Origin of the sequence: Psychrosphaera ytuae, assembly GCF_017638545.1 — a bacterium.
In the GTDB taxonomy this organism is placed as follows: domain Bacteria; phylum Pseudomonadota; class Gammaproteobacteria; order Enterobacterales; family Alteromonadaceae; genus Psychrosphaera; species Psychrosphaera ytuae.
In genome coordinates this window covers 2,121,901-2,144,221 of the sequence record NZ_CP072110.1, presented here as the reverse complement: position 1 = coordinate 2,144,221, position 22,321 = coordinate 2,121,901, and the positions used below count along the sequence as shown (strand labels likewise).

Sequence of the window (22,321 nt, the reverse complement as noted above, 5' to 3'; positions counted from 1 at the left end):
AAGCTTAAATAAGGTAAGTTCGATTATCTCTGTAGGAGAACACTTAAGCGTTGTATGGTTAAGCCTCACGGGCAATTAGTATTGGTTAGCTTAACGCCTCACAGCGCTTCCACACCCAACCTATCAACGTTGTAGTCTTCAACGACCCTTTAGAGACCTTAAAGGTCTAGGGATGACTCATCTCGAGGCTCGCTTCCCGCTTAGATGCTTTCAGCGGTTATCGATTCCGAACATAGCTACCGGGCAATGCCATTGGCATGACAACCCGAACACCAGCGGTTCGTCCACTCCGGTCCTCTCGTACTAGGAGCAGCCCCTCTCAATCATCCAACGCCCACGGCAGATAGGGACCGAACTGTCTCACGACGTTCTAAACCCAGCTCGCGTACCACTTTAAATGGCGAACAGCCATACCCTTGGGACCGACTTCAGCCCCAGGATGTGATGAGCCGACATCGAGGTGCCAAACACCGCCGTCGATATGAACTCTTGGGCGGTATCAGCCTGTTATCCCCGGAGTACCTTTTATCCGTTGAGCGATGGCCCTTCCATACAGAGCCACCGGATCACTATGACCTACTTTCGTACCTGCTCGACGTGTCTGTCTCGCAGTTAAGCTTGCTTCTACCATTACACTAACCGTACGATGTCCGACCGTACTTAGCAAACCTTCGTGCTCCTCCGTTACTCTTTGGGAGGAGACCGCCCCAGTCAAACTACCCACCAGGCACTGTCCACAACCCCGATTAGGGGCCAATGTTAGAACATCAAACATACAAGGGTGGTATTTCAAGGATGGCTCCACCTGAACTGGCGTCCAAGTTTCAAAGCCTCCCACCTATCCTACACATGTAGGCTCAATGTTCAGTGCCAAGCTATAGTAAAGGTTCACGGGGTCTTTCCGTCTAGCCGCGGGTACACTGCATCTTCACAGCGATTTCAATTTCACTGAGTCTCGGGTGGAGACAGCGTGGCCATCATTACACCATTCGTGCAGGTCGGAACTTACCCGACAAGGAATTTCGCTACCTTAGGACCGTTATAGTTACGGCCGCCGTTTACCGGGGCTTCGATCATGAGCTTCTCCGAAGATAACCCAATCAATTAACCTTCCGGCACCGGGCAGGTGTCACACCCTATACGTCATCTTTCGATTTAGCAGAGTGCTGTGTTTTTAATAAACAGTTGCAGCCACCAGGTCACTGCGACCGGCACCAGCTTAGAGAGCGCGTCTCATCACCAGCACCGGCGTACCTTCTCCCGAAGTTACGGTACCATTTTGCCTAGTTCCTTCACCCGAGTTCTCTCAAGCGCCTTAGTATTCTCTACCTGACCACCTGTGTCGGTTTGGGGTACGGTTCTTAATCATCTGAAGCTTAGAGGCTTTTCCTGGAAGTATGGCATCAATGACTTCCGCTCCGTGGAGCGTCGTCTCGTATCTCAGTTCTAACCGCCCGGATTTACCTAAGCAGTCAACCTACATACTTTCACACGGACAACCAACGCCGTGCTCACCTAGCCTTCTCCGTCCCCCCATCGCAATGATTAAAAGTACAGAAATATTAATCTGTTTCCCATCGACTACGCATTTCTGCCTCGCCTTAGGGGCCGACTTACCCTACCCTGATTAGCATGGGATAGGAACCCTTGGTCTTTCGGCGTGGGGGTTTTTCACCCCCATTATCGTTACTCATGTCAGCATTCGCACTTCTGATATGTCCAGCAAGCTTCTCAACTCACCTTCAACCACTTACAGAACGCTCCCCTACCCAGCGCATAAATGCGCTGCCGCAGCTTCGGTGTCATGTTTAGCCCCGTTACATCTTCCGCGCAGGCCGACTCGACTAGTGAGCTATTACGCTTTCTTTAAAGGGTGGCTGCTTCTAAGCCAACCTCCTAGCTGTCTAAGCCTTCCCACATCGTTTCCCACTTAACATGAACTTTGGGACCTTAGCTGGCGGTCTGGGTTGTTTCCCTCTCCACGACGAACGTTAGCACCCGCCGTGTGTCTCCCGGATATTACTTTACGGTATTCGGAGTTTGCATGGGGTTGGTAAGCCGGGATGGCCCCCTAGCCCAAACAGTGCTCTACCCCCGTAAGTATTCGTCCGAGGCTCTACCTAAATAGATTTCGGGGAGAACCAGCTATCTCCCGGTTTGATTAGCCTTTCACTCCTAGCCACAGGTCATCCCCTAACTTTTCAACGTTAGTGGGTTCGGTCCTCCAGTTGATGTTACTCAACCTTCAACCTGCCCATGGCTAGATCACCGGGTTTCGGGTCTATACCTTGCAACTAGACGGGCAGTTAACCCTCGCTTTCACTACGGCTCCCCTATTCGGTTAACCTTGCTACAAAATATAAGTCGCTGACCCATTATACAAAAGGTACGCAGTCACATAACAAGTATGCTCCTACTGCTTGTACGTATACGGTTTCAGGTTCTATTTCACTCCCCTCACAGGGGTTCTTTTCGCCTTTCCCTCACGGTACTGGTTCACTATCGGTCAATTGGGAGTATTTAGCCTTAGAGGATGGTCCCCCTATCTTCAGTCAAGGTTTCACGTGCCCCGACCTACTTAATATGTCCAACATGGCTTGTCGTGTACGGGACTATCACCCACTATCGTTGCACTTTCCAGAGCATTCCACTAAACCATGCTGATTCGGCTGTTTCCCGTTCGCTCGCCGCTACTTAGGAAATCTCGGTTGATTTCTTTTCCTCCGGGTACTTAGATGTTTCAGTTCTCCGGGTTCGCCTCGCTAAGCTATGTATTCACTTAGCGATACCCTAAAAGGGTGGGTTTCCCCATTCGGAAATCGTGGTCTATAACGGTTTTTATCACCTTAACCACGCTTATCGCAGATTAACACGTCCTTCATCGCCTCCAATTGCCAAGGCATCCACCGTATACGCTTAGTCACTTAACCATACAACCTTAAGTGTTCTCACTCGTCTAAATGCTTGTTACCAAGAATTTATCCTTCGCGATAACTGGTCGTATAATTTCATGTCTTTTATTTATTAACGAAACATGTTGTATAGGCATGTTCGTTTTGACATAAATAACGCTTGAGTTTTCTCTTACAGTGATAATCAAAATTATTTTTAAATTGTTGAATAACAAATTTAATAAACAATAATGTTTACCTTATTTATCAGCTTTCCAAATTGTTAAAGAGCATGACGCTATTGCGTCCGGGTTAAAAACCCTAACTGATGAGCACCGTAATGCGCATGGGTTAGGATTCCCTGCCAATTTCGTAATTAATTATTTGTGTAGGCACTTCGAAGGTGTAACTAGTCTATATAAGGAGGTGATCCAGCCGCAGGTTCCCCTACGGCTACCTTGTTACGACTTCACCCCAGTCATGAACCACAAAGTGGTGAACGCCCTCCCGAAGGTTAAGCTATCCACTTCTTTTGCAGCCCACTCCCATGGTGTGACGGGCGGTGTGTACAAGGCCCGGGAACGTATTCACCGTGGCATTCTGATCCACGATTACTAGCGATTCCGACTTCATGGAGTCGAGTTGCAGACTCCAATCCGGACTACGACAAGCTTTATGGGATCCGCTTACTCTCGCGAGTTCGCAACCCTTTGTACTTGCCATTGTAGCACGTGTGTAGCCCATCCCGTAAGGGCCATGATGACTTGACGTCGTCCCCACCTTCCTCCGGTTTGTCACCGGCAGTCTCCTTAGAGTTCCCACCATTACGTGCTGGCAACTAAGGATAAGGGTTGCGCTCGTTGCGGGACTTAACCCAACATTTCACAACACGAGCTGACGACAGCCATGCAGCACCTGTCTCAGAGTTCCCGAAGGCACTAATCTATCTCTAGAAAATTCTCTGGATGTCAAGGGATGGTAAGGTTCTTCGCGTTGCATCGAATTAAACCACATGCTCCACCGCTTGTGCGGGCCCCCGTCAATTCATTTGAGTTTTAACCTTGCGGCCGTACTCCCCAGGCGGTCTACTTAATGCGTTAGCTGCGCAAGACAACTCTTAAGAGTCAAACTGCTAGTAGACATCGTTTACGGCGTGGACTACCAGGGTATCTAATCCTGTTTGCTACCCACGCTTTCGTACATGAGCGTCAGTGTCGACCCAGGTGGCTGCCTTCGCCATTGGTATTCCTTCAGATCTCTACGCATTTCACCGCTACACCTGAAATTCTACCACCCTCTGTCGCACTCTAGCTAAGCAGTTTCAAATGCAGTTCCCAGGTTGAGCCCGGGGCTTTCACATCTGACTTACTTAGCCGCCTGCGTACGCTTTACGCCCAGTAATTCCGATTAACGCTCGCACCCTCCGTATTACCGCGGCTGCTGGCACGGAGTTAGCCGGTGCTTCTTCTGCGAGTAACGTCAAATCAAGCAGGTATTAACTACTTAACCTTCCTCCTCGCTGAAAGTGCTTTACAACCCGAAGGCCTTCTTCACACACGCGGCATGGCTGCATCAGGCTTGCGCCCATTGTGCAATATTCCCCACTGCTGCCTCCCGTAGGAGTCTGGACCGTGTCTCAGTTCCAGTGTGGCTGATCATCCTCTCAGACCAGCTAGGGATCGTCGGCTTGGTGAGCCTTTACCTCACCAACTACCTAATCCCACTTGGGCTTCTCTAAAGGCGAGAGCCGAAGCCCCCTTTGAGCCGTAGCTATCATGCGGTATTAGCAGTCGTTTCCAACTGTTGTCCCCCACCTAAAGGCAAATTCCCAAGCATTACTCACCCGTCCGCCACTCGTCATCAAACTAGCAAGCTAGTTCATGTTACCGTTCGACTTGCATGTGTTAGGCCTGCCGCCAGCGTTCAATCTGAGCCATGATCAAACTCTTCACTTTAAAAAGTTTAATCACTACTCATCGAATTCTGTTCAAATAAATTTTCGTTCAGACACTCAATGAATAGTTTACAAGTTGCTAGCCTGTCTCATAAGAGACTCTAGCTTATTTTGTTACTACTCAACGGAGTGCCCACACAAATAATTAATTACTAAATTGTTAAAGAACGATGAACATGGAAGTTCGAGTGTCGAAATCAATCATGGATGATTGTTTATTTCGACCGTTTAGAACATTTCCAGTTCTGGTTAAGACTCTGTCTCAACCGGGATGCGAATAATAGACAATCCATTTTAGAAAACAACCCTTTTTTTTCACATTTTTGTTTGAGTGTCTTATTTTTAATCGAAAGGGCGAAATTTGAATCAAAACTCAAGAAAAATGCTGGATTAACGCTTTAGCGCCTTCTAAAAGTTCGAACTCTTATAAAGGTTGCTCAGTTAGTTTTCTATCTTACTTATTATTGAATACTATTTGCCTTGTGGAGAATACCAATGGTTTTTGTACGCCAGACTTCCCCACAACACATGGGCCAATGCGATTTCTGAAAGGTTATGGTTAACGTCTATTGCTGACAAAGTGTTTCGTTCATAATTATATTGAAAGTTCAAAGGAGCTTTACTCGGTTGAAGGATGGTGACCTGATCATTAACCATGTAAGCAAAGTTTTCTGCATATTGCATCATCGCTCTATTTGAAGAGTTTGGCTCAGTTAGATCTTGCCCTAACATTGGCGATGTATTTTCTACACCCATTAACGACAATAGCGTTGGTGCTAAGTCGATTTGACTTACGACCCTTTGATCTAGATGTGGCTTTTGACCTGAATTTAGGATCACACCCGGAATATGAAAATTGTTAATGGGTACAAGATCTTTGCCCATTGCTCTCGAGTCATGATCAGCCACAATGAGGAATATAGTATTGTCCCAGTAGGCTTTCGTCTTTGCTTTTTTAATAAATTGCCCTAAAGCATGATCTGCATATTGAATGGCTTTGTGACGCAATAATTCTTTGTCATCATACTGCTTTAGTTGATTATTGCTGTACTCGACAGGGGTTACGATACCATCAGGTATTTCAAAAGGGTCATGGTTACTTGACGTAAAAATAAAGCTAAAGAACGGTTTTTTTTCGTTATGTAGCTTAGTTAATTCAATATCAGCCTGATTAAACAAATCACCATCGCTTGCCCCCCAAGATGCTACAAATTTTGGGTTTTCAATATCATTAAAATCAACGATATCAGTAAAGCCGTTGCCTAGAAAAAAGCTTTTCATGTTGTCGAAATGACTTTCTCCACCGTAAATGAATTGAGTCTCGTAACCATTTTTTTTAAGTAGAGAAGCAATAGTAAAGAAGTCCTTTTGCGATTTATCTAACTTAACAACGGCCCTAGAGGGCGTTGGAGTAAAACCAGTTATTACCGCTTCAATTCCTCTAACAGAGCGAGTACCTGTTGCATATAGGCGTTCAAATGCCCAGCCTTCTTGGCTTAATTTATCTATTTCCGGCGTGAGCGGGATTCCACCAAGGGATGATACATATTGGGCACCTAAGCTTTCTTCTAGGATTATAACCAAGTTCTTTGGTTGCCCTTTAAAGATTGGTGAACGCTTACTAAAACTAGGATAGTCATCGTTTTTGAAGCTGTCTAAAGGCTGTTTTGACTCCTGACGAATTATTTCAATAACACGCTTATCTTCCATCTTTCCATATAGCTTGGATGCATTTTTTTCATCACCAAATTGGTTAAGTGCATAAGCAACACTGTAAGTTGAATTTAATGTAAGGGAATTAATTAGCGGATCAGTTGAAAAATACACCAAGGCAGGGTTAATTGGTCTATGACCCAATGTCCCTCGCGCAGATAAAGAAATCACAACAATAAGCAACAGACAAGAAACTAGCCTTGCTCCTATTGAAACATTGTATTTGTCCTCTTTATAAGAGACTAAGTGGTTAGAGAGTTGCCATAATTTTTTAACAGGTAAAATTAACAGTATAAAGACCATCACTAAGGTAACTAAATGACCATTAAAGAGCATTTTTGTTACTTCATCTGGATATGCTAAATATTCAATAAATAGTCTGTTTGGTCTGAAACCATATTCATTAATAAAAGCAGGTGTTGCTAACTCAAAAAATAGAATCGCAACAAAGCACACAAAAAACCAAGCTTTCAGTAAAAAAGACCAATGAAAATGAAATCGAGTTTTTGATATCCAAGGGTGTAATAGTGCCGGAATTACGCACAAGTACGCGACACTGCTGAGGTCTATGCGAAATCCATTAACAATTAGGTTTATAAAACTGCTGATACCTTCAAATCGCTCTACTTGCCATAATGCCAACCCTGTTCGAGTTAGAATGAGAAAAACCACGACTGAAGTTGTGAATAATAAAAATGGCCGCAAAAGATTAAAGATTGAAGTAAGCATCGTAAAAAACCAGAAAACTAATACGATGCCTACTTTATGTCCCCAAACTTAAGAGTCACTGAAGAAAAACTGAAATAAACTAATTAAACAAGTATCGCCAACCAAATAAGAGACGCTATCAAAATACTTATAAATACTGCTGCAGATCCCAAGTCTTTAGCTAATCCTGATAGAGGATGAATCTCTAATCCAACGCGATCTACAACAGCTTCAATTGCAGTATTTATAATCTCGGTAAACATAATAAAAAGTACAGCAATGATCAGAACTAACTGTTCTTTCAATGTAATATTGAATAGGAATGTAACGGGTACCGAAAAAACCAGTAACAGAAGCTCTTGCCTAAATGCCGCTTCATTTTTAATAAGCCACTTAAACGCTCTAGTTGAGTTTAATGCTGCGAGATAAACTCGTTTAAGACCTTTGGGTTTATTTTCAATGTCAAACATCGATTAGTTTACTCCTCGTTTATTGAAATGTGCTGTACTTTTCTATAAGTAGCATCAAAGTTACATTGGTTAAAAGGGTCATTGTCAGGTTGATAAACTTTCGACCTTACTTGTACTTCACCTAGTAAAATGTCGAATACATTATCATGGGATAAAGGTTGCTTGCTTAAATTACTTAAACAATCCAACTTGTCTTTGTTGTGTGATTGATCGGCCCAGTAAATAAAAGGCACATGCGTTTGCTCTTTAGGTGCAAAGGCATAGGGTAATCCATGCAAATAGACACCCTTTTCGCCTAGAGATTCACCATGATCAGATACATAAATCATTGATGCTTTGACATCACTGTTAACCGTTAATGAAGAAAGTTCAGCGATGATTTTTGACAATACTAAATCAGTATAAGCAATGGTGTTGTCGTAGGTATTAACAAGCTCCTTTTGACTGCAATTTTGAATATCACTGCGTTGACAATCTGGAGTAAATACACGCTTGTTATCCGGGTAACGTCGATAATATGTTGGCCCATGAGAGCCAACCATATGCAAAACAATTAGCGTATTGTCTTTTGTTAACGAATGGAGTTTATTTTTCAAAGTATTAACTAATACCTCATCAAAGCAATATTCACCATCACACAACGGCTTAATACTATTTGTCGAAATTTGCTCTGATTTGACACGGTTACATACGCCTTTGCACCCACCATTATTGTTACTTATCCAAAAGACGTCGACACCCGCTAAGTGAATTAAATCTATGACATTCTGTTGTGCTAAAGCTTCTCTCTTGTTGTAGCTTTCTCTATTAAGTCTTGAAAACATACATGGAACTGATACCGCAGTTGCCGTCCCACATGAGCGAACATTGTTAAAGGAAACAACACCTAAGTCTTTAGTATGCTTATTGGTCGGTTGTTTATAACCATTGAGGGAAAAGTTTTGAGCACGTGCCGTCTCGCCAAGCACCAAAACAGTCACACTTTTAGTGGTACTCGAATTAGAAATTGTTGGTGAGGTATCTAGAAATGTAAATTTCAAAGGTGGGTATAAGTAATTTTTGTTAGCAAATTTCACCATTGAATCTATTAACGCATAAGGTGTTAAATATCCGACTAAATCGCGATTATTTCTTCCAATTGATGCATAGCTAGAGTAAAAAACGATTGCTATTAAAAAAACACACGCAAAACTACCACTGAGTAATTTAGCTCTAGAAAGAAGCTCTCCCCAAAAAGTTGAATAAGTGAGCTTTACTTTCGCAATCAGTATTGATGGCAGAATACCTAAGATAATAAAAAATACACCAGCAGAAAAATTAACATATGAAAGCGCTTCGGCTCGGTCAGTTTCAAATGAGTTTTGTATCATTCCGTAATCAAAAACAATGCCGTAGGTCACTGTACTATAAAAAACAAGGGAAGATGTCAGTACAAGTAATATTAGTACAGGTTTAGTTATCCATCGAAACGCAAAGAAGCATTGAACAAAGATCGATAAAGACAGGATGAAAATAGGGACAGATAATAAGAATAAAATACTATAGTCATTAAGTGTCACTATTGCAGAAGACGTTTTTAAAATAAACGGGGAGTTCAACACTAGCGTTATATATGCGCATGTAAAAACTAAAAGCTGATTGGTTGAAAGTGAAATACGTTTATGTTTTCTATAAACAAAACTTGTGTTCATACGGCCACCTCATTTTAAAGTGGCTATATGTTAGTTTTGTTAACTTAAGATTTACTTAGGTTAAACTGATATTAACTTGGTGAAAAATAAACTAAGGAATTGATACAGAGAATGTTATTTTTTTTCCAACTAATGTTACCGAAATCCTAGCTCCTATCCTTTCACAGTAAGACTTTACTATTGCTAAACCCAGCCCAAATCGTTCTGTTGATGTTCTAGATTGGTCTTTCTGCCACAGTGGATCAAAAAACAAATCCAAATCCTCTTTTTGGTATTCTTCTTTGCAGACATTTGATATCTCTATCAGGGTATTATCGATAGATGTTTTTGACGTTGTTATTTCTATTTCGGAGTCGACTGGACTGTAGAAAAGAGCATTATTAATTAAGTTCGATAATACAGTTTCTAAGGCAAATTTGTTGCTTTTAGCTATCAGTGACGAATTGTCAAAACTCAGCTTAATTAATCGATTTTTTGTGTTTTCTCTACGCAAAACCTGAGAAATCAACTCGTTGAGTTCAATATCAACAATTGCTAATTGATTAGCGCTACCACTTTGCTGTAGCAGAAGAATACTATTTACAATACTTTTTAATCGGGATGAAATCTCATGCACATCTTTGGCTAAGTTGTCTGTGATTTGTTTTTCGTGAGGAAACTTTAAAGCTACTTCGCTTAAACTTATAAGCTCTGCAATTGGAGTTTTTAACTCATGGGCAATGTCTGAGGTCAACCTTTGCTCACGTGTATAAAGGGTGTGGTTGTCTTTGATAAATTGGTTAACACCGGTAGCTATCGGTACTAGCTCTACTGGTAAGGATTCTACGGCAACTTCACGTTGGTCCGAGTTTAAGCTGATGGTGCTTAATTGGCGATTAAATTCTTCAATGGGTTTTAAGCTGTTAAACACAACTAAAGTGACGATCTTTCTCACTGCAATAACAGCTAGTATTGACGCTAAGATAAAGATGATATCTACAAACCACAAAATGTAATTTAATTTTTCTGTGCTTAGTGCATAAGCAAACTCCATTGGCTTTTGGCTTAATGCAAACTCTTCTCTTGTTACGCCAAGGCGCTCTCTAACATCAGAGTCAACTTGAGGGATAAATTTGGTGAAGACTAATTTTCCAGTCCTTCCGTCTGGGAGTGTAATATTCTTGAAAATGTATTTGTTTAATTGGACTCCTAGCCTTGGCAAATCTTTTATTTCAAAAAACTCCAATGTGTCTGACCTTTCAAACACCTTATTGTCGTACCAGAATTGGTAATATTCTGGATTTTCCTTACCCTCAAATTCGGGCATGAATTCACCCGCAAAGTCGAACTCTATACCCTCCTCATCTTCTTCGACTAATGTTTCAAGTAACCCAGCCTTATTGATCATTGCTCGGTCAAATTCATCACTAATCCAGGTATCAACACTTATGTCAGTGGCCAGTAATATAAAAATCAAAAGTAATGAAATAGATACTGATAAGTATCGGCTTAATTTTTGGTGGATAGAGTTCACGATCCACTCTCAACATAATAACCAAAACCGCGTTTGGTTTTGATGGGGAGCTCATAGCCCATAGATTTAACTTTTTTTCGAGCTGAAGAAAGGTGAGCCTCTAAAGAATTCTTTGCTATGGCATCATACTGTCCAGCAAGATATTCACTTAGTTTTTCTGGGGAGATCACTTTTCCTTGATTGATAAACAAACATTCCACCACTTTGTACTCATTAGGTGTAAGTTGAGCGTCCTTTTCTCCGCATTTTAATTGTTTTAAATGTAAATCTAACGAAATCGAACCTATATTGATATGGCTATCATTTACATTTAAAGTGCCCCTGCGCATTAGACAAAGTAACCGGACATGCAGCTCATCAAAAGAAAAAGGTTTAGTGAGGTAGTCATCTGCTCCATTAAGCAACCCTTCAACTTTGTCTTCTGTAAGGTCTTTAGCAGACAAAATTAATACGCGGATATCTTTTCCTGCCTGGCGAATTGCTTTTAATATCGAAGTACCATCGACAGAGGGCAGCATCAAGTCAAGAATTAGGAGGGAATAGTCTCCAGACAAAGCCATACTTAACCCCTCAGAGCCATCGCCAGTGTCATCAATAGTAAAACCAAGGTTGGATAGTCCTACTCTTAAACTACGTCTAAGTGAAACAGAATCTTCGATTATCAATACTTTCAATGATGCATACCTCTTGGTAAATATTATTCATTATTCCACTTTAGACTTAAGGTTAGCTGAATTTACGCTGACTTTTTTAGCGTTTTTTCGTTTTTGTTCCAAGCCCCCATCTAAGTTTTTAAATTATCAACCTTAAATCATGAATTAAAATACTGAGGGGAATTGGGCATAAGAGCTGGAAAGCTATAAATATTTAAACATAAAAAGGAAAAGTTAGTGAAATTACATACATCTCGTAATACACCTGAAAGAAACTAAGACACTGAAAATCGCAGGCAATAAAAAACGATGGACAGGAGTCCGAGTGTCGTGGTGCCAGGGATGGCAAAGAACGACGACCGAGCGAGGGAGCAAGCATCTTAACGAAACTGTCGGTTTAAACAATAAAGCGTTGAGCTACATTACTCCGGGCATCCTGCCCTCCGCCCTTCGGGCCAGCTAAAGCTGTTCTAATTCGTTCCAGACGAATTAGTCGCATGGGGTTGCCATGCTCGAATAGATAAATCGCAAGCAATAAAAAACCCCTCGCAGTTTCCTGCAAGGGGTTGTTTATTTGGAGCCTGGCGGTTTTGGCCATGGATGGCCTATATTTCCGCCAGCGTCTGGAACAGACGATAGTTCAGTAAATTACAAGCATAAAAAAACGCGCTAACCTCTCGGTCAACGCGTTCAGTATTTGGAGCCTGGCGGTGAGCTACTCTCGCATGGCAAATGCCACACTACCATCGCCGCAGCTGCGTTTCACTTCTGAGTTCGAAATGGAGTCAGGTGGTTCCACAGCGCTATTGCCACCAGGCAAAGCTGTTTTGTAATCGATGTCCTAAAACACCGTTTACGAATATGTTTTAACAATTAGAAAGCTGTATTCAATTAAATAATTTTGATTCTCTGTAGGAGAACACTTAAGCGTTGTATGGTTAAGCCTCACGGGCAATTAGTATTGGTTAGCTTAACGCCTCACAGCGCTTCCACACCCAACCTATCAACGTTGTAGTCTTCAACGACCCTTTAGAGACCTTAAAGGTCTAGGGATGACTCATCTCGAGGCTCGCTTCCCGCTTAGATGCTTTCAGCGGTTATCGATTCCGAACATAGCTACCGGGCAATGCCATTGGCATGACAACCCGAACACCAGCGGTTCGTCCACTCCGGTCCTCTCGTACTAGGAGCAGCCCCTCTCAATCATCCAACGCCCACGGCAGATAGGGACCGAACTGTCTCACGACGTTCTAAACCCAGCTCGCGTACCACTTTAAATGGCGAACAGCCATACCCTTGGGACCGACTTCAGCCCCAGGATGTGATGAGCCGACATCGAGGTGCCAAACACCGCCGTCGATATGAACTCTTGGGCGGTATCAGCCTGTTATCCCCGGAGTACCTTTTATCCGTTGAGCGATGGCCCTTCCATACAGAGCCACCGGATCACTATGACCTACTTTCGTACCTGCTCGACGTGTCTGTCTCGCAGTTAAGCTTGCTTCTACCATTACACTAACCGTACGATGTCCGACCGTACTTAGCAAACCTTCGTGCTCCTCCGTTACTCTTTGGGAGGAGACCGCCCCAGTCAAACTACCCACCAGGCACTGTCCACAACCCCGATTAGGGGCCAATGTTAGAACATCAAACATACAAGGGTGGTATTTCAAGGATGGCTCCACCTGAACTGGCGTCCAAGTTTCAAAGCCTCCCACCTATCCTACACATGTAGGCTCAATGTTCAGTGCCAAGCTATAGTAAAGGTTCACGGGGTCTTTCCGTCTAGCCGCGGGTACACTGCATCTTCACAGCGATTTCAATTTCACTGAGTCTCGGGTGGAGACAGCGTGGCCATCATTACACCATTCGTGCAGGTCGGAACTTACCCGACAAGGAATTTCGCTACCTTAGGACCGTTATAGTTACGGCCGCCGTTTACCGGGGCTTCGATCATGAGCTTCTCCGAAGATAACCCAATCAATTAACCTTCCGGCACCGGGCAGGTGTCACACCCTATACGTCATCTTTCGATTTAGCAGAGTGCTGTGTTTTTAATAAACAGTTGCAGCCACCAGGTCACTGCGACCGGCACCAGCTTAGAGAGCGCGTCTCATCACCAGCACCGGCGTACCTTCTCCCGAAGTTACGGTACCATTTTGCCTAGTTCCTTCACCCGAGTTCTCTCAAGCGCCTTAGTATTCTCTACCTGACCACCTGTGTCGGTTTGGGGTACGGTTCTTAATCATCTGAAGCTTAGAGGCTTTTCCTGGAAGTATGGCATCAATGACTTCCGCTCCGTGGAGCGTCGTCTCGTATCTCAGTTCTAACCGCCCGGATTTACCTAAGCAGTCAACCTACATACTTTCACACGGACAACCAACGCCGTGCTCACCTAGCCTTCTCCGTCCCCCCATCGCAATGATTAAAAGTACAGAAATATTAATCTGTTTCCCATCGACTACGCATTTCTGCCTCGCCTTAGGGGCCGACTTACCCTACCCTGATTAGCATGGGATAGGAACCCTTGGTCTTTCGGCGTGGGGGTTTTTCACCCCCATTATCGTTACTCATGTCAGCATTCGCACTTCTGATATGTCCAGCAAGCTTCTCAACTCACCTTCAACCACTTACAGAACGCTCCCCTACCCAGCGCATAAATGCGCTGCCGCAGCTTCGGTGTCATGTTTAGCCCCGTTACATCTTCCGCGCAGGCCGACTCGACTAGTGAGCTATTACGCTTTCTTTAAAGGGTGGCTGCTTCTAAGCCAACCTCCTAGCTGTCTAAGCCTTCCCACATCGTTTCCCACTTAACATGAACTTTGGGACCTTAGCTGGCGGTCTGGGTTGTTTCCCTCTCCACGACGAACGTTAGCACCCGCCGTGTGTCTCCCGGATATTACTTTACGGTATTCGGAGTTTGCATGGGGTTGGTAAGCCGGGATGGCCCCCTAGCCCAAACAGTGCTCTACCCCCGTAAGTATTCGTCCGAGGCTCTACCTAAATAGATTTCGGGGAGAACCAGCTATCTCCCGGTTTGATTAGCCTTTCACTCCTAGCCACAGGTCATCCCCTAACTTTTCAACGTTAGTGGGTTCGGTCCTCCAGTTGATGTTACTCAACCTTCAACCTGCCCATGGCTAGATCACCGGGTTTCGGGTCTATACCTTGCAACTAGACGGGCAGTTAACCCTCGCTTTCACTACGGCTCCCCTATTCGGTTAACCTTGCTACAAAATATAAGTCGCTGACCCATTATACAAAAGGTACGCAGTCACATAACAAGTATGCTCCTACTGCTTGTACGTATACGGTTTCAGGTTCTATTTCACTCCCCTCACAGGGGTTCTTTTCGCCTTTCCCTCACGGTACTGGTTCACTATCGGTCAATTGGGAGTATTTAGCCTTAGAGGATGGTCCCCCTATCTTCAGTCAAGGTTTCACGTGCCCCGACCTACTTAATATGTCCAACATGGCTTGTCGTGTACGGGACTATCACCCACTATCGTTGCACTTTCCAGAGCATTCCACTAAACCATGCTGATTCGGCTGTTTCCCGTTCGCTCGCCGCTACTTAGGAAATCTCGGTTGATTTCTTTTCCTCCGGGTACTTAGATGTTTCAGTTCTCCGGGTTCGCCTCGCTAAGCTATGTATTCACTTAGCGATACCCTAAAAGGGTGGGTTTCCCCATTCGGAAATCGTGGTCTATAACGGTTTTTATCACCTTAACCACGCTTATCGCAGATTAACACGTCCTTCATCGCCTCCAATTGCCAAGGCATCCACCGTATACGCTTAGTCACTTAACCATACAACCTTAAGTGTTCTCGCTTGATTAAATCACTTATTTCGGCGTTATCTTGTTTCTCAATCAGTCATGTACCTTTCAGTACACTCCTTCAATCGAACCTTCGATAGCGTTGAACTAAGCAATTTACTCTGCGCTTAACTCTCTGAGTCGTATAATTTCATGTCTTTTATTTATTAACGAAACATGTTGTATAGGCATGTTCGTTTTGACATAAATAACGCTTGAGTTTTCTCTTACAGTGATAATCAAAATTATTTTTAAATTGTTGAATAACAAATTTAATAAACAATAATGTTTACCTTATTTATCAGCTTTCCAAATTGTTAAAGAGCATGACGCTATTGCGTCCGGGTTAAAAACCCTAACTGATGAGCACCGTAATGCGCATGGGTTAGGATTCCCTGCCAATTTCGTAATTAATTATTTGTGTAGGCACTTCGAAGGTGTAACTAGTCTATATAAGGAGGTGATCCAGCCGCAGGTTCCCCTACGGCTACCTTGTTACGACTTCACCCCAGTCATGAACCACAAAGTGGTGAACGCCCTCCCGAAGGTTAAGCTATCCACTTCTTTTGCAGCCCACTCCCATGGTGTGACGGGCGGTGTGTACAAGGCCCGGGAACGTATTCACCGTGGCATTCTGATCCACGATTACTAGCGATTCCGACTTCATGGAGTCGAGTTGCAGACTCCAATCCGGACTACGACAAGCTTTATGGGATCCGCTTACTCTCGCGAGTTCGCAACCCTTTGTACTTGCCATTGTAGCACGTGTGTAGCCCATCCCGTAAGGGCCATGATGACTTGACGTCGTCCCCACCTTCCTCCGGTTTGTCACCGGCAGTCTCCTTAGAGTTCCCACCATTACGTGCTGGCAACTAAGGATAAGGGTTGCGCTCGTTGCGGGACTTAACCCAACATTTCACAACACGAGCTGACGACAGCCATGCAGCACCTGTCTCAGAGTTCCCGAAGGCACTAATCTATCTCTAGAAAATTCTCTGGATGTCAAGGGATGGTAAGGTTCTTCGCGTTGCATCGAATTAAACCACATGCTCCACCGCTTGTGCGGGCCCCCGTCAATTCATTTGAGTTTTAACCTTGCGGCCGTACTCCCCAGGCGGTCTACTTAATGCGTTAGCTGCGCAAGACAACTCTTAAGAGTCAAACTGCTAGTAGACATCGTTTACGGCGTGGACTACCAGGGTATCTAATCCTGTTTGCTACCCACGCTTTCGTACATGAGCGTCAGTGTCGACCCAGGTGGCTGCCTTCGCCATTGGTATTCCTTCAGATCTCTACGCATTTCACCGCTACACCTGAAATTCTACCACCCTCTGTCGCACTCTAGCTAAGCAGTTTCAAATGCAGTTCCCAGGTTGAGCCCGGGGCTTTCACATCTGACTTACTTAGCCGCCTGCGTACGCTTTACGCCCAGTAATTCCGATTAACGCTCGCACCCTCCGTATTACCGCGGCTGCTGGCACGGAGTTAGCCGGTGCTTCTTCTGCGAGTAACGTCAAATCAAGCAGGTATTAACTACTTAACCTTCCTCCTCGCTGAAAGTGCTTTACAACCCGAAGGCCTTCTTCACACACGCGGCATGGCTGCATCAGGCTTGCGCCCATTGTGCAATATTCCCCACTGCTGCCTCCCGTAGGAGTCTGGACCGTGTCTCAGTTCCAGTGTGGCTGATCATCCTCTCAGACCAGCTAGGGATCGTCGGCTTGGTGAGCCTTTACCTCACCAACTACCTAATCCCACTTGGGCTTCTCTAAAGGCGAGAGCCGAAGCCCCCTTTGAGCCGTAGCTATCATGCGGTATTAGCAGTCGTTTCCAACTGTTGTCCCCCACCTAAAGGCAAATTCCCAAGCATTACTCACCCGTCCGCCACTCGTCATCAAACTAGCAAGCTAGTTCATGTTACCGTTCGACTTGCATGTGTTAGGCCTGCCGCCAGCGTTCAATCTGAGCCATGATCAAACTCTTCACTTTAAAAAGTTTAATCACTACTCATCGAATTCTGTTCAAATAAATTTTCGTTCAGACACTCAATGAATAGTTTACAAGTTGCTAGCCTGTCTCATAAGAGACTCTAGCTTATTTTGTTACTACTCAACGGAGTGCCCACACAAATAATTAATTACTAAATTGTTAAAGAACGTTTAGTCCGTAGACTGGGTTAAGACTCTGTCTCAACCGGGACGCGCATTTTACATTGCGTCGTTTTGTTGTCAACGTTTTTCTCAATCTTTTTGATAGATTTGAAAAGTTTTAAAATCTCAACCAAACTACTTAAAGGCTTGCTTTTCTGTAGTTCGATGTCTCCCTGACAACGAGGACGCATTATAGGGAGGTTTATTTTATTCGCAAGCTCTTTTTTCAAAAAGTTTTTTGTTTGATTATAAATGCTACAAACCGCATAACTATTGGCTTGTTTGTTCAAAAAGTGTGATATTTAGCGCTTAAAGATCGATATTCGGAGAAAACATGAAAAACCTAAAGTCTTATAAAGGTATTACACCAACTCTTGGTAAAGGCGTGTATATAGAAGAGAGTGCTGTCCTTTATGGTGAAATCACCTTGGGAGATGACGTAAGTATCTGGCCCCTGGTTGCCGCAAGAGGTGATGTAAATACGATTTCTATCGGTGCTCGCTCTAACATACAAGATGGTAGTGTATTACATGTCACTCGTAGATCTCCGTCGAACCCAAACGGCTATCCACTTATTATAGGTGAGGATGTGACAGTTGGACATAAAGCTATGTTACATGGCTGCCAGTTGGGTAATAGGATTTTAGTTGGTATGGGTTGTGTCGTGATGGATGGAGTTGTCGTAGAGGACGACGTTATTATCGGGGCAGGCAGTGTCGTGCCACCCAACAAACGTCTTGAGGCAGGGCACTTATATGTCGGTAACCCTGCGAAATTAGCTCGTCCATTAAAAGAGAGTGAATTGACGTTTTTAAAAGTTTCCTCGGATAATTATGTGAAGTTAAAGAACGAATATCTAGGCGAACTTTAAGACGCCCTCAATATCTCTCTTAACTCTTTAGTAGCAGGGCGTTGACCAAACCAAATGTTAAATGACTCTGCTGCTTGTTCGATCAACATGCCAAGCCCATCAATCACAATGATATCAGGGTTAATCTTTTGGGCGTGTTGCATAAATACAGTCGGGTCGTTTTGATAACACATGTCATAAACAGCCGTAGCATTGTCATATATACAATCGCCAACAGGTGGCAATTGCCCATTTAAAGAGGTGGCCGTGCCATTGATGATAATGTCATAATCGTCATCTAATTCTAAAGTTGGTTTAGCTACAACTGTATTACTTCCAATTTCCTTGGCAATTAAGGACGCTTTTTCAAAAGTACGGTTGGTTATTACTATTTGTTTCGGCTGTTGTTGTAACAAGGCAGGAATACAACCTCGTGTTGCGCCACCAGCTCCTATAACAAGAACCTTTTTATCTTTAATAGTAATGCCATTATATAAAAGGTCTTGTACAAGCCCCTCACCATCCGTGTTGTCGCCATACACTTTTCCATCTTGTATCGTTAATGTATTTGTCGCTTTTGACAATTGAGCTCGTTCTGACACTTGATAACACATGGCAAACGCGCGTTCTTTAAATGGCATAGTCACATTTGCTCCAGCTAGTCCCCCTTTAATGACGTTTAGTAAGTCGTCTTCAAAGTCATCCAAATTACAAAACATTCGTTCGTAGGAGATCTCTACATTACATTGTTGTGCAAAATGTTTGTGTATAATAGGGGACTTCGAGTGCTCGATTGGGTTACCAATCACAAAAAACGTTTTCATAATTAATTATCGTCTGAGTCAAAAATGTTAAAGCAAATAAAAGAACGTGTACTGGGTAAACCTAAAACCAAATATCAATCTCATTTGACCCCTTCTGAGACACCGTATCAAAGAATGGGTGAACAAAGCGTACGTGATTTAGCAAATTTGTTCTATGACGAAATGGAAAACAATCCAGCCGCAGCCGAATTATTAGCTATCCATCCGCAACCAATGGATATAATAAGAGAAAAGTTTTTTGAATTTCTTAGTGGATGGCTTGGTGGCCCCAACCTATTTATGGAAAAGTATGGCCATCCGCGTTTGAGAATGCGACATATGCCATTTGCTATTGATAATAATATGTACCAACAATGGATGATGTGTATGAAGGTAGCATTAGAAAAAGTGCTAAGTGACGATCCTGTGTTGAAAGCCGATCTTGAACAAAAGTTCGATCAGCTCGCTCAACACATGATCAACCAATAACTACTTTTCTAACTGCAGGTAGTCTTGTGGCTTGAGGTATCGTTCGTATAAGTTTGATTCTGGTGTACCAGGCTCAGGGCTGTACTGATATTCCCAACGAACCAAAGGTGGCATAGACATCAAAATGGATTCTGTACGTCCACCAGTTTGCAGTCCAAATAATGTACCTCTGTCATAGACCAAGTTAAATTCGACGTAACGACCTCGACGATATAACTGGAATTGGCGCTGTTCTTCAGTGACAGCTTCATCTTTGCGGCGCTCTACGATAGGGCGGTATGCGTCAATAAAACCATTACCTACGGCTTGCGTAAATGCAAACGAACGGTCAAATCCCCACTCATTGAGATCATCAAAGAATAGTCCGCCGACGCCTCTTGTTTCATCACGATGCTTCAAATAGAAGTATTCATCGCACCACTTCTTATAACGTGGATATACGTCTTCGCCGTATGGCTTACATAGATCGAATGCAGTTTGATGCCAACTTACAACGTCTTCTTCTCTAGGATAGTAAGGGGTTAAGTCAAAGCCTCCACCAAACCACCAAACTGGATCAGCACCTTCTTTTTCAGCAATGAAAAAGCGAACGTTAGCGTGAGTTGTCGGAATATGAGGGTTCTTTGGGTGAATAACTAACGATACACCACATGCATTAAAGCTACGGCCCTCTAGTTCAGGACGGTGTGCCGTTGCAGAAGCGGGCATGTTTTTACCGAAAACATGTGAAAAATTAACACCTGCTTGTTCAAAGACGTGGCCATCTTTTAATACACGACTACGTCCACCACCGCCTTCTTCGCGTACCCACTGATCTTGCTCGAACTCGCTCCCATCCAATTTTGTTAAGGCATTACATATATTATCCTGCAACGCCATAAAAAACGCTTTGGCTTGTTCTAACATCTTGTGTTCTTGCAAAATTAGCTCCTAAAAATCTCACCAGTAATTGAATGTTTAATAACAGAAGGCTTGTCATTTCCACCTAATGCTTCATCGACGTAGATAGCAACTTGGTCTTTAAATACCTCAATTGCCTCAGCCATCGTCGTACTCACAGGCGTACCCGTAATATTGGCACTTGTCGAAACGATAGGTTTATTAAAAGTTTTACATATTCTCTGAATTGTCGGGTGGCCACTCACGCGAATAGCAATGAAATCACTACCACCAGTAATCCATTTAGGTGTAGTCGACTTAGCTGGTAGCAACCAAGTAATCGGCCCTGGCCAAGAAGAAAAAATTTCAGCCCGTTTTTCAATGGGGACGGCATCAAAGTCAAAATAGTCGAGACACTGAGAAACATTTGCTGCAGCTAAAATTAGCCCTTTTTCAATCGGTCTTTGTTTTGCCTCAAGTAACTTTAAAACAGCTTCCTCATTATCCGGGTCACAGCCAATACCCCAGACTGCTTCTGTAGGGTAGACGATCAGCTCGCCTTGTTGCAGCGCTTCAATCTCATTGGTTGGCTTTACAATTGTTTCTGTCATAGCGTTTACTCTGTGTACTATTCTTTAAGTGGTTCTGAATAACTGCAATTAGCATTGGCGCATTTTAGCTGATCATGGTGCTGAATCAAAAACTCATATTCACATTGTGGGCAAGGTTTAGCGACTGGCCTATCATTTAGTAAGTAATCACATTTGGGGTATTGGTCACAGGCATAGAATACCTTACCTTTTTTACTGGACCGTTGATGTAAATCACCTTTTTCACAAACAGGACAAGAAACGGGTTGATAGTCATCGTCATCGGTTTCTTTGACGATAAATGTGCACACGGGGTAATTCATACACCCAATGAACATCCCAAACTTACCTGACTTAACCGCTAGATCACCCTCACACTCTGGACAGCAGACATCGTCTAACACTTTCATAACCGTTACTTCAGTCGAGTTTTTGAGCGGTTTAGTATAGTCGCAGGAAGGATAGGCAGAGCACGCCCAGAATGGCCCTTTTTGACTGGATTTTATACGCAGTTCGGCATCACATTTGGGACAATGCGGTTTAGACTCTTGGGACTGGCCTAAATCAGATTGAGAGAGTTCATCAGATGACATTGAATACCGTATCATTGCAGTTATAAAAGTTGGAGTGGATCTTAGCCGCTCCAACTTGATAAGCAATGTTTTATTGTCAGTTAATGGACAAACCCTGACGGCTCTTCAAAGACTAAGTTTTCCATTTGCTCAAATGCCGCTTCTTTTCCAGGTACATTAAACAATACCATCAGTACTACCCACTTGAGATCTTCAAGGGCGATCACGGGTTCTTCAAGCTCCATTACTCGGTCTATGACCATTTCTCTAGTGGCCACATCTAACAAATTGATTTGTTCTAAAAATAACAAAAACCCTCGACATTCTGTATCGAGTTTCATCATTTCTGGTTGAGTGTACACCCGAGTCGTTAAATCGGTTTGGCCGATTATAAAAGGTGCAATATCGTTTGACTGTAAATCAGCAAGGTCTTCTAGCCACATCAACGCCTTGTATATATCGTCTTCGTGAAAACCTGCTTTTTTAAGTTCTTTGGTTAACTCGCCTTCGTCAACCCATAACTCGGCGTTATCGTTAACGATGTTTTCGAATAGGTACAAAAGGATATCAAACATAG

The 22,321-nt window shown here is 43.5% G+C and carries 12 protein-coding genes, 5 rRNA genes and 1 pseudogene; 2 read left to right on the top strand and 16 right to left on the bottom strand.

Annotation, left to right across the window (positions count from 1 at the left end; all coding sequences use genetic code 11):
• Nucleotides 1-54: 54 nt before the first annotated feature.
• The 10 genes from J1N51_RS09670 to J1N51_RS09625 form a co-directional block, all read right to left on the bottom strand.
• Nucleotides 55-2,930: ribosomal RNA gene (locus J1N51_RS09670) — 23S ribosomal RNA — on the bottom strand.
• Nucleotides 2,931-3,310: 380 nt separating this feature from the next.
• Nucleotides 3,311-4,846 (bottom strand): 16S ribosomal RNA (locus J1N51_RS09665).
• Together the 16S and 23S rRNA genes form the textbook arrangement of a ribosomal RNA operon.
• A gap of 470 nt (nucleotides 4,847-5,316) precedes the next feature.
• A complete protein-coding gene (locus J1N51_RS09660; protein ID WP_208830801.1) occupies nucleotides 5,317-7,287 on the bottom strand; it encodes an LTA synthase family protein in 1,971 nt (656 codons plus the stop codon).
• An 83-nt stretch (nucleotides 7,288-7,370) separates the two neighbouring features.
• Complete coding sequence (locus J1N51_RS09655) at nucleotides 7,371-7,736, bottom strand: diacylglycerol kinase (protein WP_208830799.1); 366 nt, start codon at nucleotides 7,734-7,736, stop codon at nucleotides 7,371-7,373.
• Nucleotides 7,737-7,744: 8 nt separating this feature from the next.
• Complete coding sequence (locus J1N51_RS09650) at nucleotides 7,745-9,427, bottom strand: phosphoethanolamine transferase (RefSeq protein WP_208830796.1); 1,683 nt, start codon at nucleotides 9,425-9,427, stop codon at nucleotides 7,745-7,747.
• A gap of 91 nt (nucleotides 9,428-9,518) precedes the next feature.
• Nucleotides 9,519-10,814, bottom strand: coding sequence for an ATP-binding protein (locus tag J1N51_RS09645; protein WP_232842782.1), 1,296 nt, complete (start codon nucleotides 10,812-10,814; stop codon nucleotides 9,519-9,521).
• Nucleotides 10,815-10,936: 122 nt separating this feature from the next.
• Nucleotides 10,937-11,614 (bottom strand): response regulator transcription factor, encoded by a 678-nt coding sequence (locus J1N51_RS09640; protein ID WP_208830792.1) that lies wholly within the window; start codon nucleotides 11,612-11,614, stop codon nucleotides 10,937-10,939.
• Between the two features lie 681 nt (nucleotides 11,615-12,295).
• Nucleotides 12,296-12,410 (bottom strand): 5S ribosomal RNA (gene rrf, locus J1N51_RS09635).
• Between the two features lie 117 nt (nucleotides 12,411-12,527).
• A 23S ribosomal RNA gene (locus tag J1N51_RS09630) occupies nucleotides 12,528-15,403 on the bottom strand.
• Nucleotides 15,404-15,864: 461 nt separating this feature from the next.
• Nucleotides 15,865-17,400 (bottom strand): 16S ribosomal RNA (locus J1N51_RS09625).
• A 495-nt stretch (nucleotides 17,401-17,895) separates the two neighbouring features.
• Between J1N51_RS09625 and J1N51_RS09620 the strand changes: the two genes are divergently transcribed.
• The gene (locus J1N51_RS09620; protein WP_208830790.1) at nucleotides 17,896-18,432 is read left to right on the top strand and encodes a gamma carbonic anhydrase family protein; all 537 of its coding nucleotides are present in this window, start codon (nucleotides 17,896-17,898) and stop codon (nucleotides 18,430-18,432) included.
• Here the strand turns inward: J1N51_RS09620 and aroE are convergent.
• Nucleotides 18,429-19,235: a shikimate dehydrogenase gene (aroE, locus tag J1N51_RS09615; protein ID WP_208830788.1), complete on the bottom strand. Its 807-nt coding sequence runs from the start codon at nucleotides 19,233-19,235 to the stop codon at nucleotides 18,429-18,431. The two genes, J1N51_RS09620 and aroE, sit on opposite strands and share 4 nt — an antisense overlap.
• 24 nt (nucleotides 19,236-19,259) lie before the next feature.
• Between aroE and J1N51_RS09610 the strand changes: the two genes are divergently transcribed.
• Nucleotides 19,260-19,703, top strand: a complete 444-nt coding sequence (locus J1N51_RS09610) for a group II truncated hemoglobin (protein WP_208830786.1) — start codon at nucleotides 19,260-19,262, stop codon at nucleotides 19,701-19,703.
• Here the strand turns inward: J1N51_RS09610 and hemF are convergent, their stop codons facing one another.
• The 5 genes and pseudogenes from hemF to J1N51_RS09590 all read right to left on the bottom strand — a co-directional run bounded on the left by hemF (nucleotide 19,704) and on the right by J1N51_RS09590 (nucleotide 22,319).
• On the bottom strand, nucleotides 19,704-20,609 hold the full coding sequence (gene hemF / locus J1N51_RS09605; protein ID WP_208833395.1) for an oxygen-dependent coproporphyrinogen oxidase: 906 nt from the start codon (nucleotides 20,607-20,609) through the stop codon (nucleotides 19,704-19,706).
• A gap of 17 nt (nucleotides 20,610-20,626) precedes the next feature.
• Entirely contained in the window at nucleotides 20,627-21,193 is a 567-nt protein-coding gene (locus J1N51_RS09600) for a Sua5/YciO/YrdC/YwlC family protein (protein ID WP_208830784.1), read from the bottom strand.
• 17 nt (nucleotides 21,194-21,210) lie between these two features.
• Nucleotides 21,211-21,582: a DNA topoisomerase family protein gene (locus J1N51_RS09595; protein ID WP_232842781.1), complete on the bottom strand. Its 372-nt coding sequence runs from the start codon at nucleotides 21,580-21,582 to the stop codon at nucleotides 21,211-21,213.
• Nucleotides 21,583-21,651: 69 nt separating this feature from the next.
• A pseudogene (locus J1N51_RS14855) lies at nucleotides 21,652-21,765 on the bottom strand (hypothetical protein); the annotation flags it as partial.
• An 80-nt stretch (nucleotides 21,766-21,845) separates the two neighbouring features.
• Complete coding sequence (locus J1N51_RS09590; RefSeq protein ID WP_208830780.1) at nucleotides 21,846-22,319, bottom strand: DUF494 family protein; 474 nt, start codon at nucleotides 22,317-22,319, stop codon at nucleotides 21,846-21,848.
• Nucleotides 22,320-22,321 lie beyond the last annotated feature (2 nt).

Excerpts from the sequence above, each read along its gene's own strand:
- J1N51_RS09610 (WP_208830786.1), top strand. The coding sequence starts at position 19,260 with ATGTTAAAGCAAATAAAAGAACGTGTACTGGGTAAACCTAAAACCAAA.
- J1N51_RS09655 (WP_208830799.1), bottom strand. The coding sequence starts at position 7,736 with ATGTTTGACATTGAAAATAAACCCAAAGGTCTTAAACGAGTTTATCTC.
- aroE (WP_208830788.1), bottom strand. The coding sequence starts at position 19,235 with ATGAAAACGTTTTTTGTGATTGGTAACCCAATCGAGCACTCGAAGTCC.
- J1N51_RS09620 (WP_208830790.1), top strand. The coding sequence starts at position 17,896 with ATGAAAAACCTAAAGTCTTATAAAGGTATTACACCAACTCTTGGTAAA.
- J1N51_RS09590 (WP_208830780.1), bottom strand. The coding sequence starts at position 22,319 with ATGTTTGATATCCTTTTGTACCTATTCGAAAACATCGTTAACGATAAC.
- hemF (WP_208833395.1), bottom strand. The coding sequence starts at position 20,609 with ATGTTAGAACAAGCCAAAGCGTTTTTTATGGCGTTGCAGGATAATATA.
- J1N51_RS09650 (WP_208830796.1), bottom strand. The coding sequence starts at position 9,427 with ATGAACACAAGTTTTGTTTATAGAAAACATAAACGTATTTCACTTTCA.
- J1N51_RS09600 (WP_208830784.1), bottom strand. The coding sequence starts at position 21,193 with ATGACAGAAACAATTGTAAAGCCAACCAATGAGATTGAAGCGCTGCAA.
- J1N51_RS09595 (WP_232842781.1), bottom strand. The coding sequence starts at position 21,582 with ATGAAAGTGTTAGACGATGTCTGCTGTCCAGAGTGTGAGGGTGATCTA.
- J1N51_RS09645 (WP_232842782.1), bottom strand. The coding sequence starts at position 10,814 with ATGATCAATAAGGCTGGGTTACTTGAAACATTAGTCGAAGAAGATGAG.
- J1N51_RS09660 (WP_208830801.1), bottom strand. The coding sequence starts at position 7,287 with ATGCTTACTTCAATCTTTAATCTTTTGCGGCCATTTTTATTATTCACA.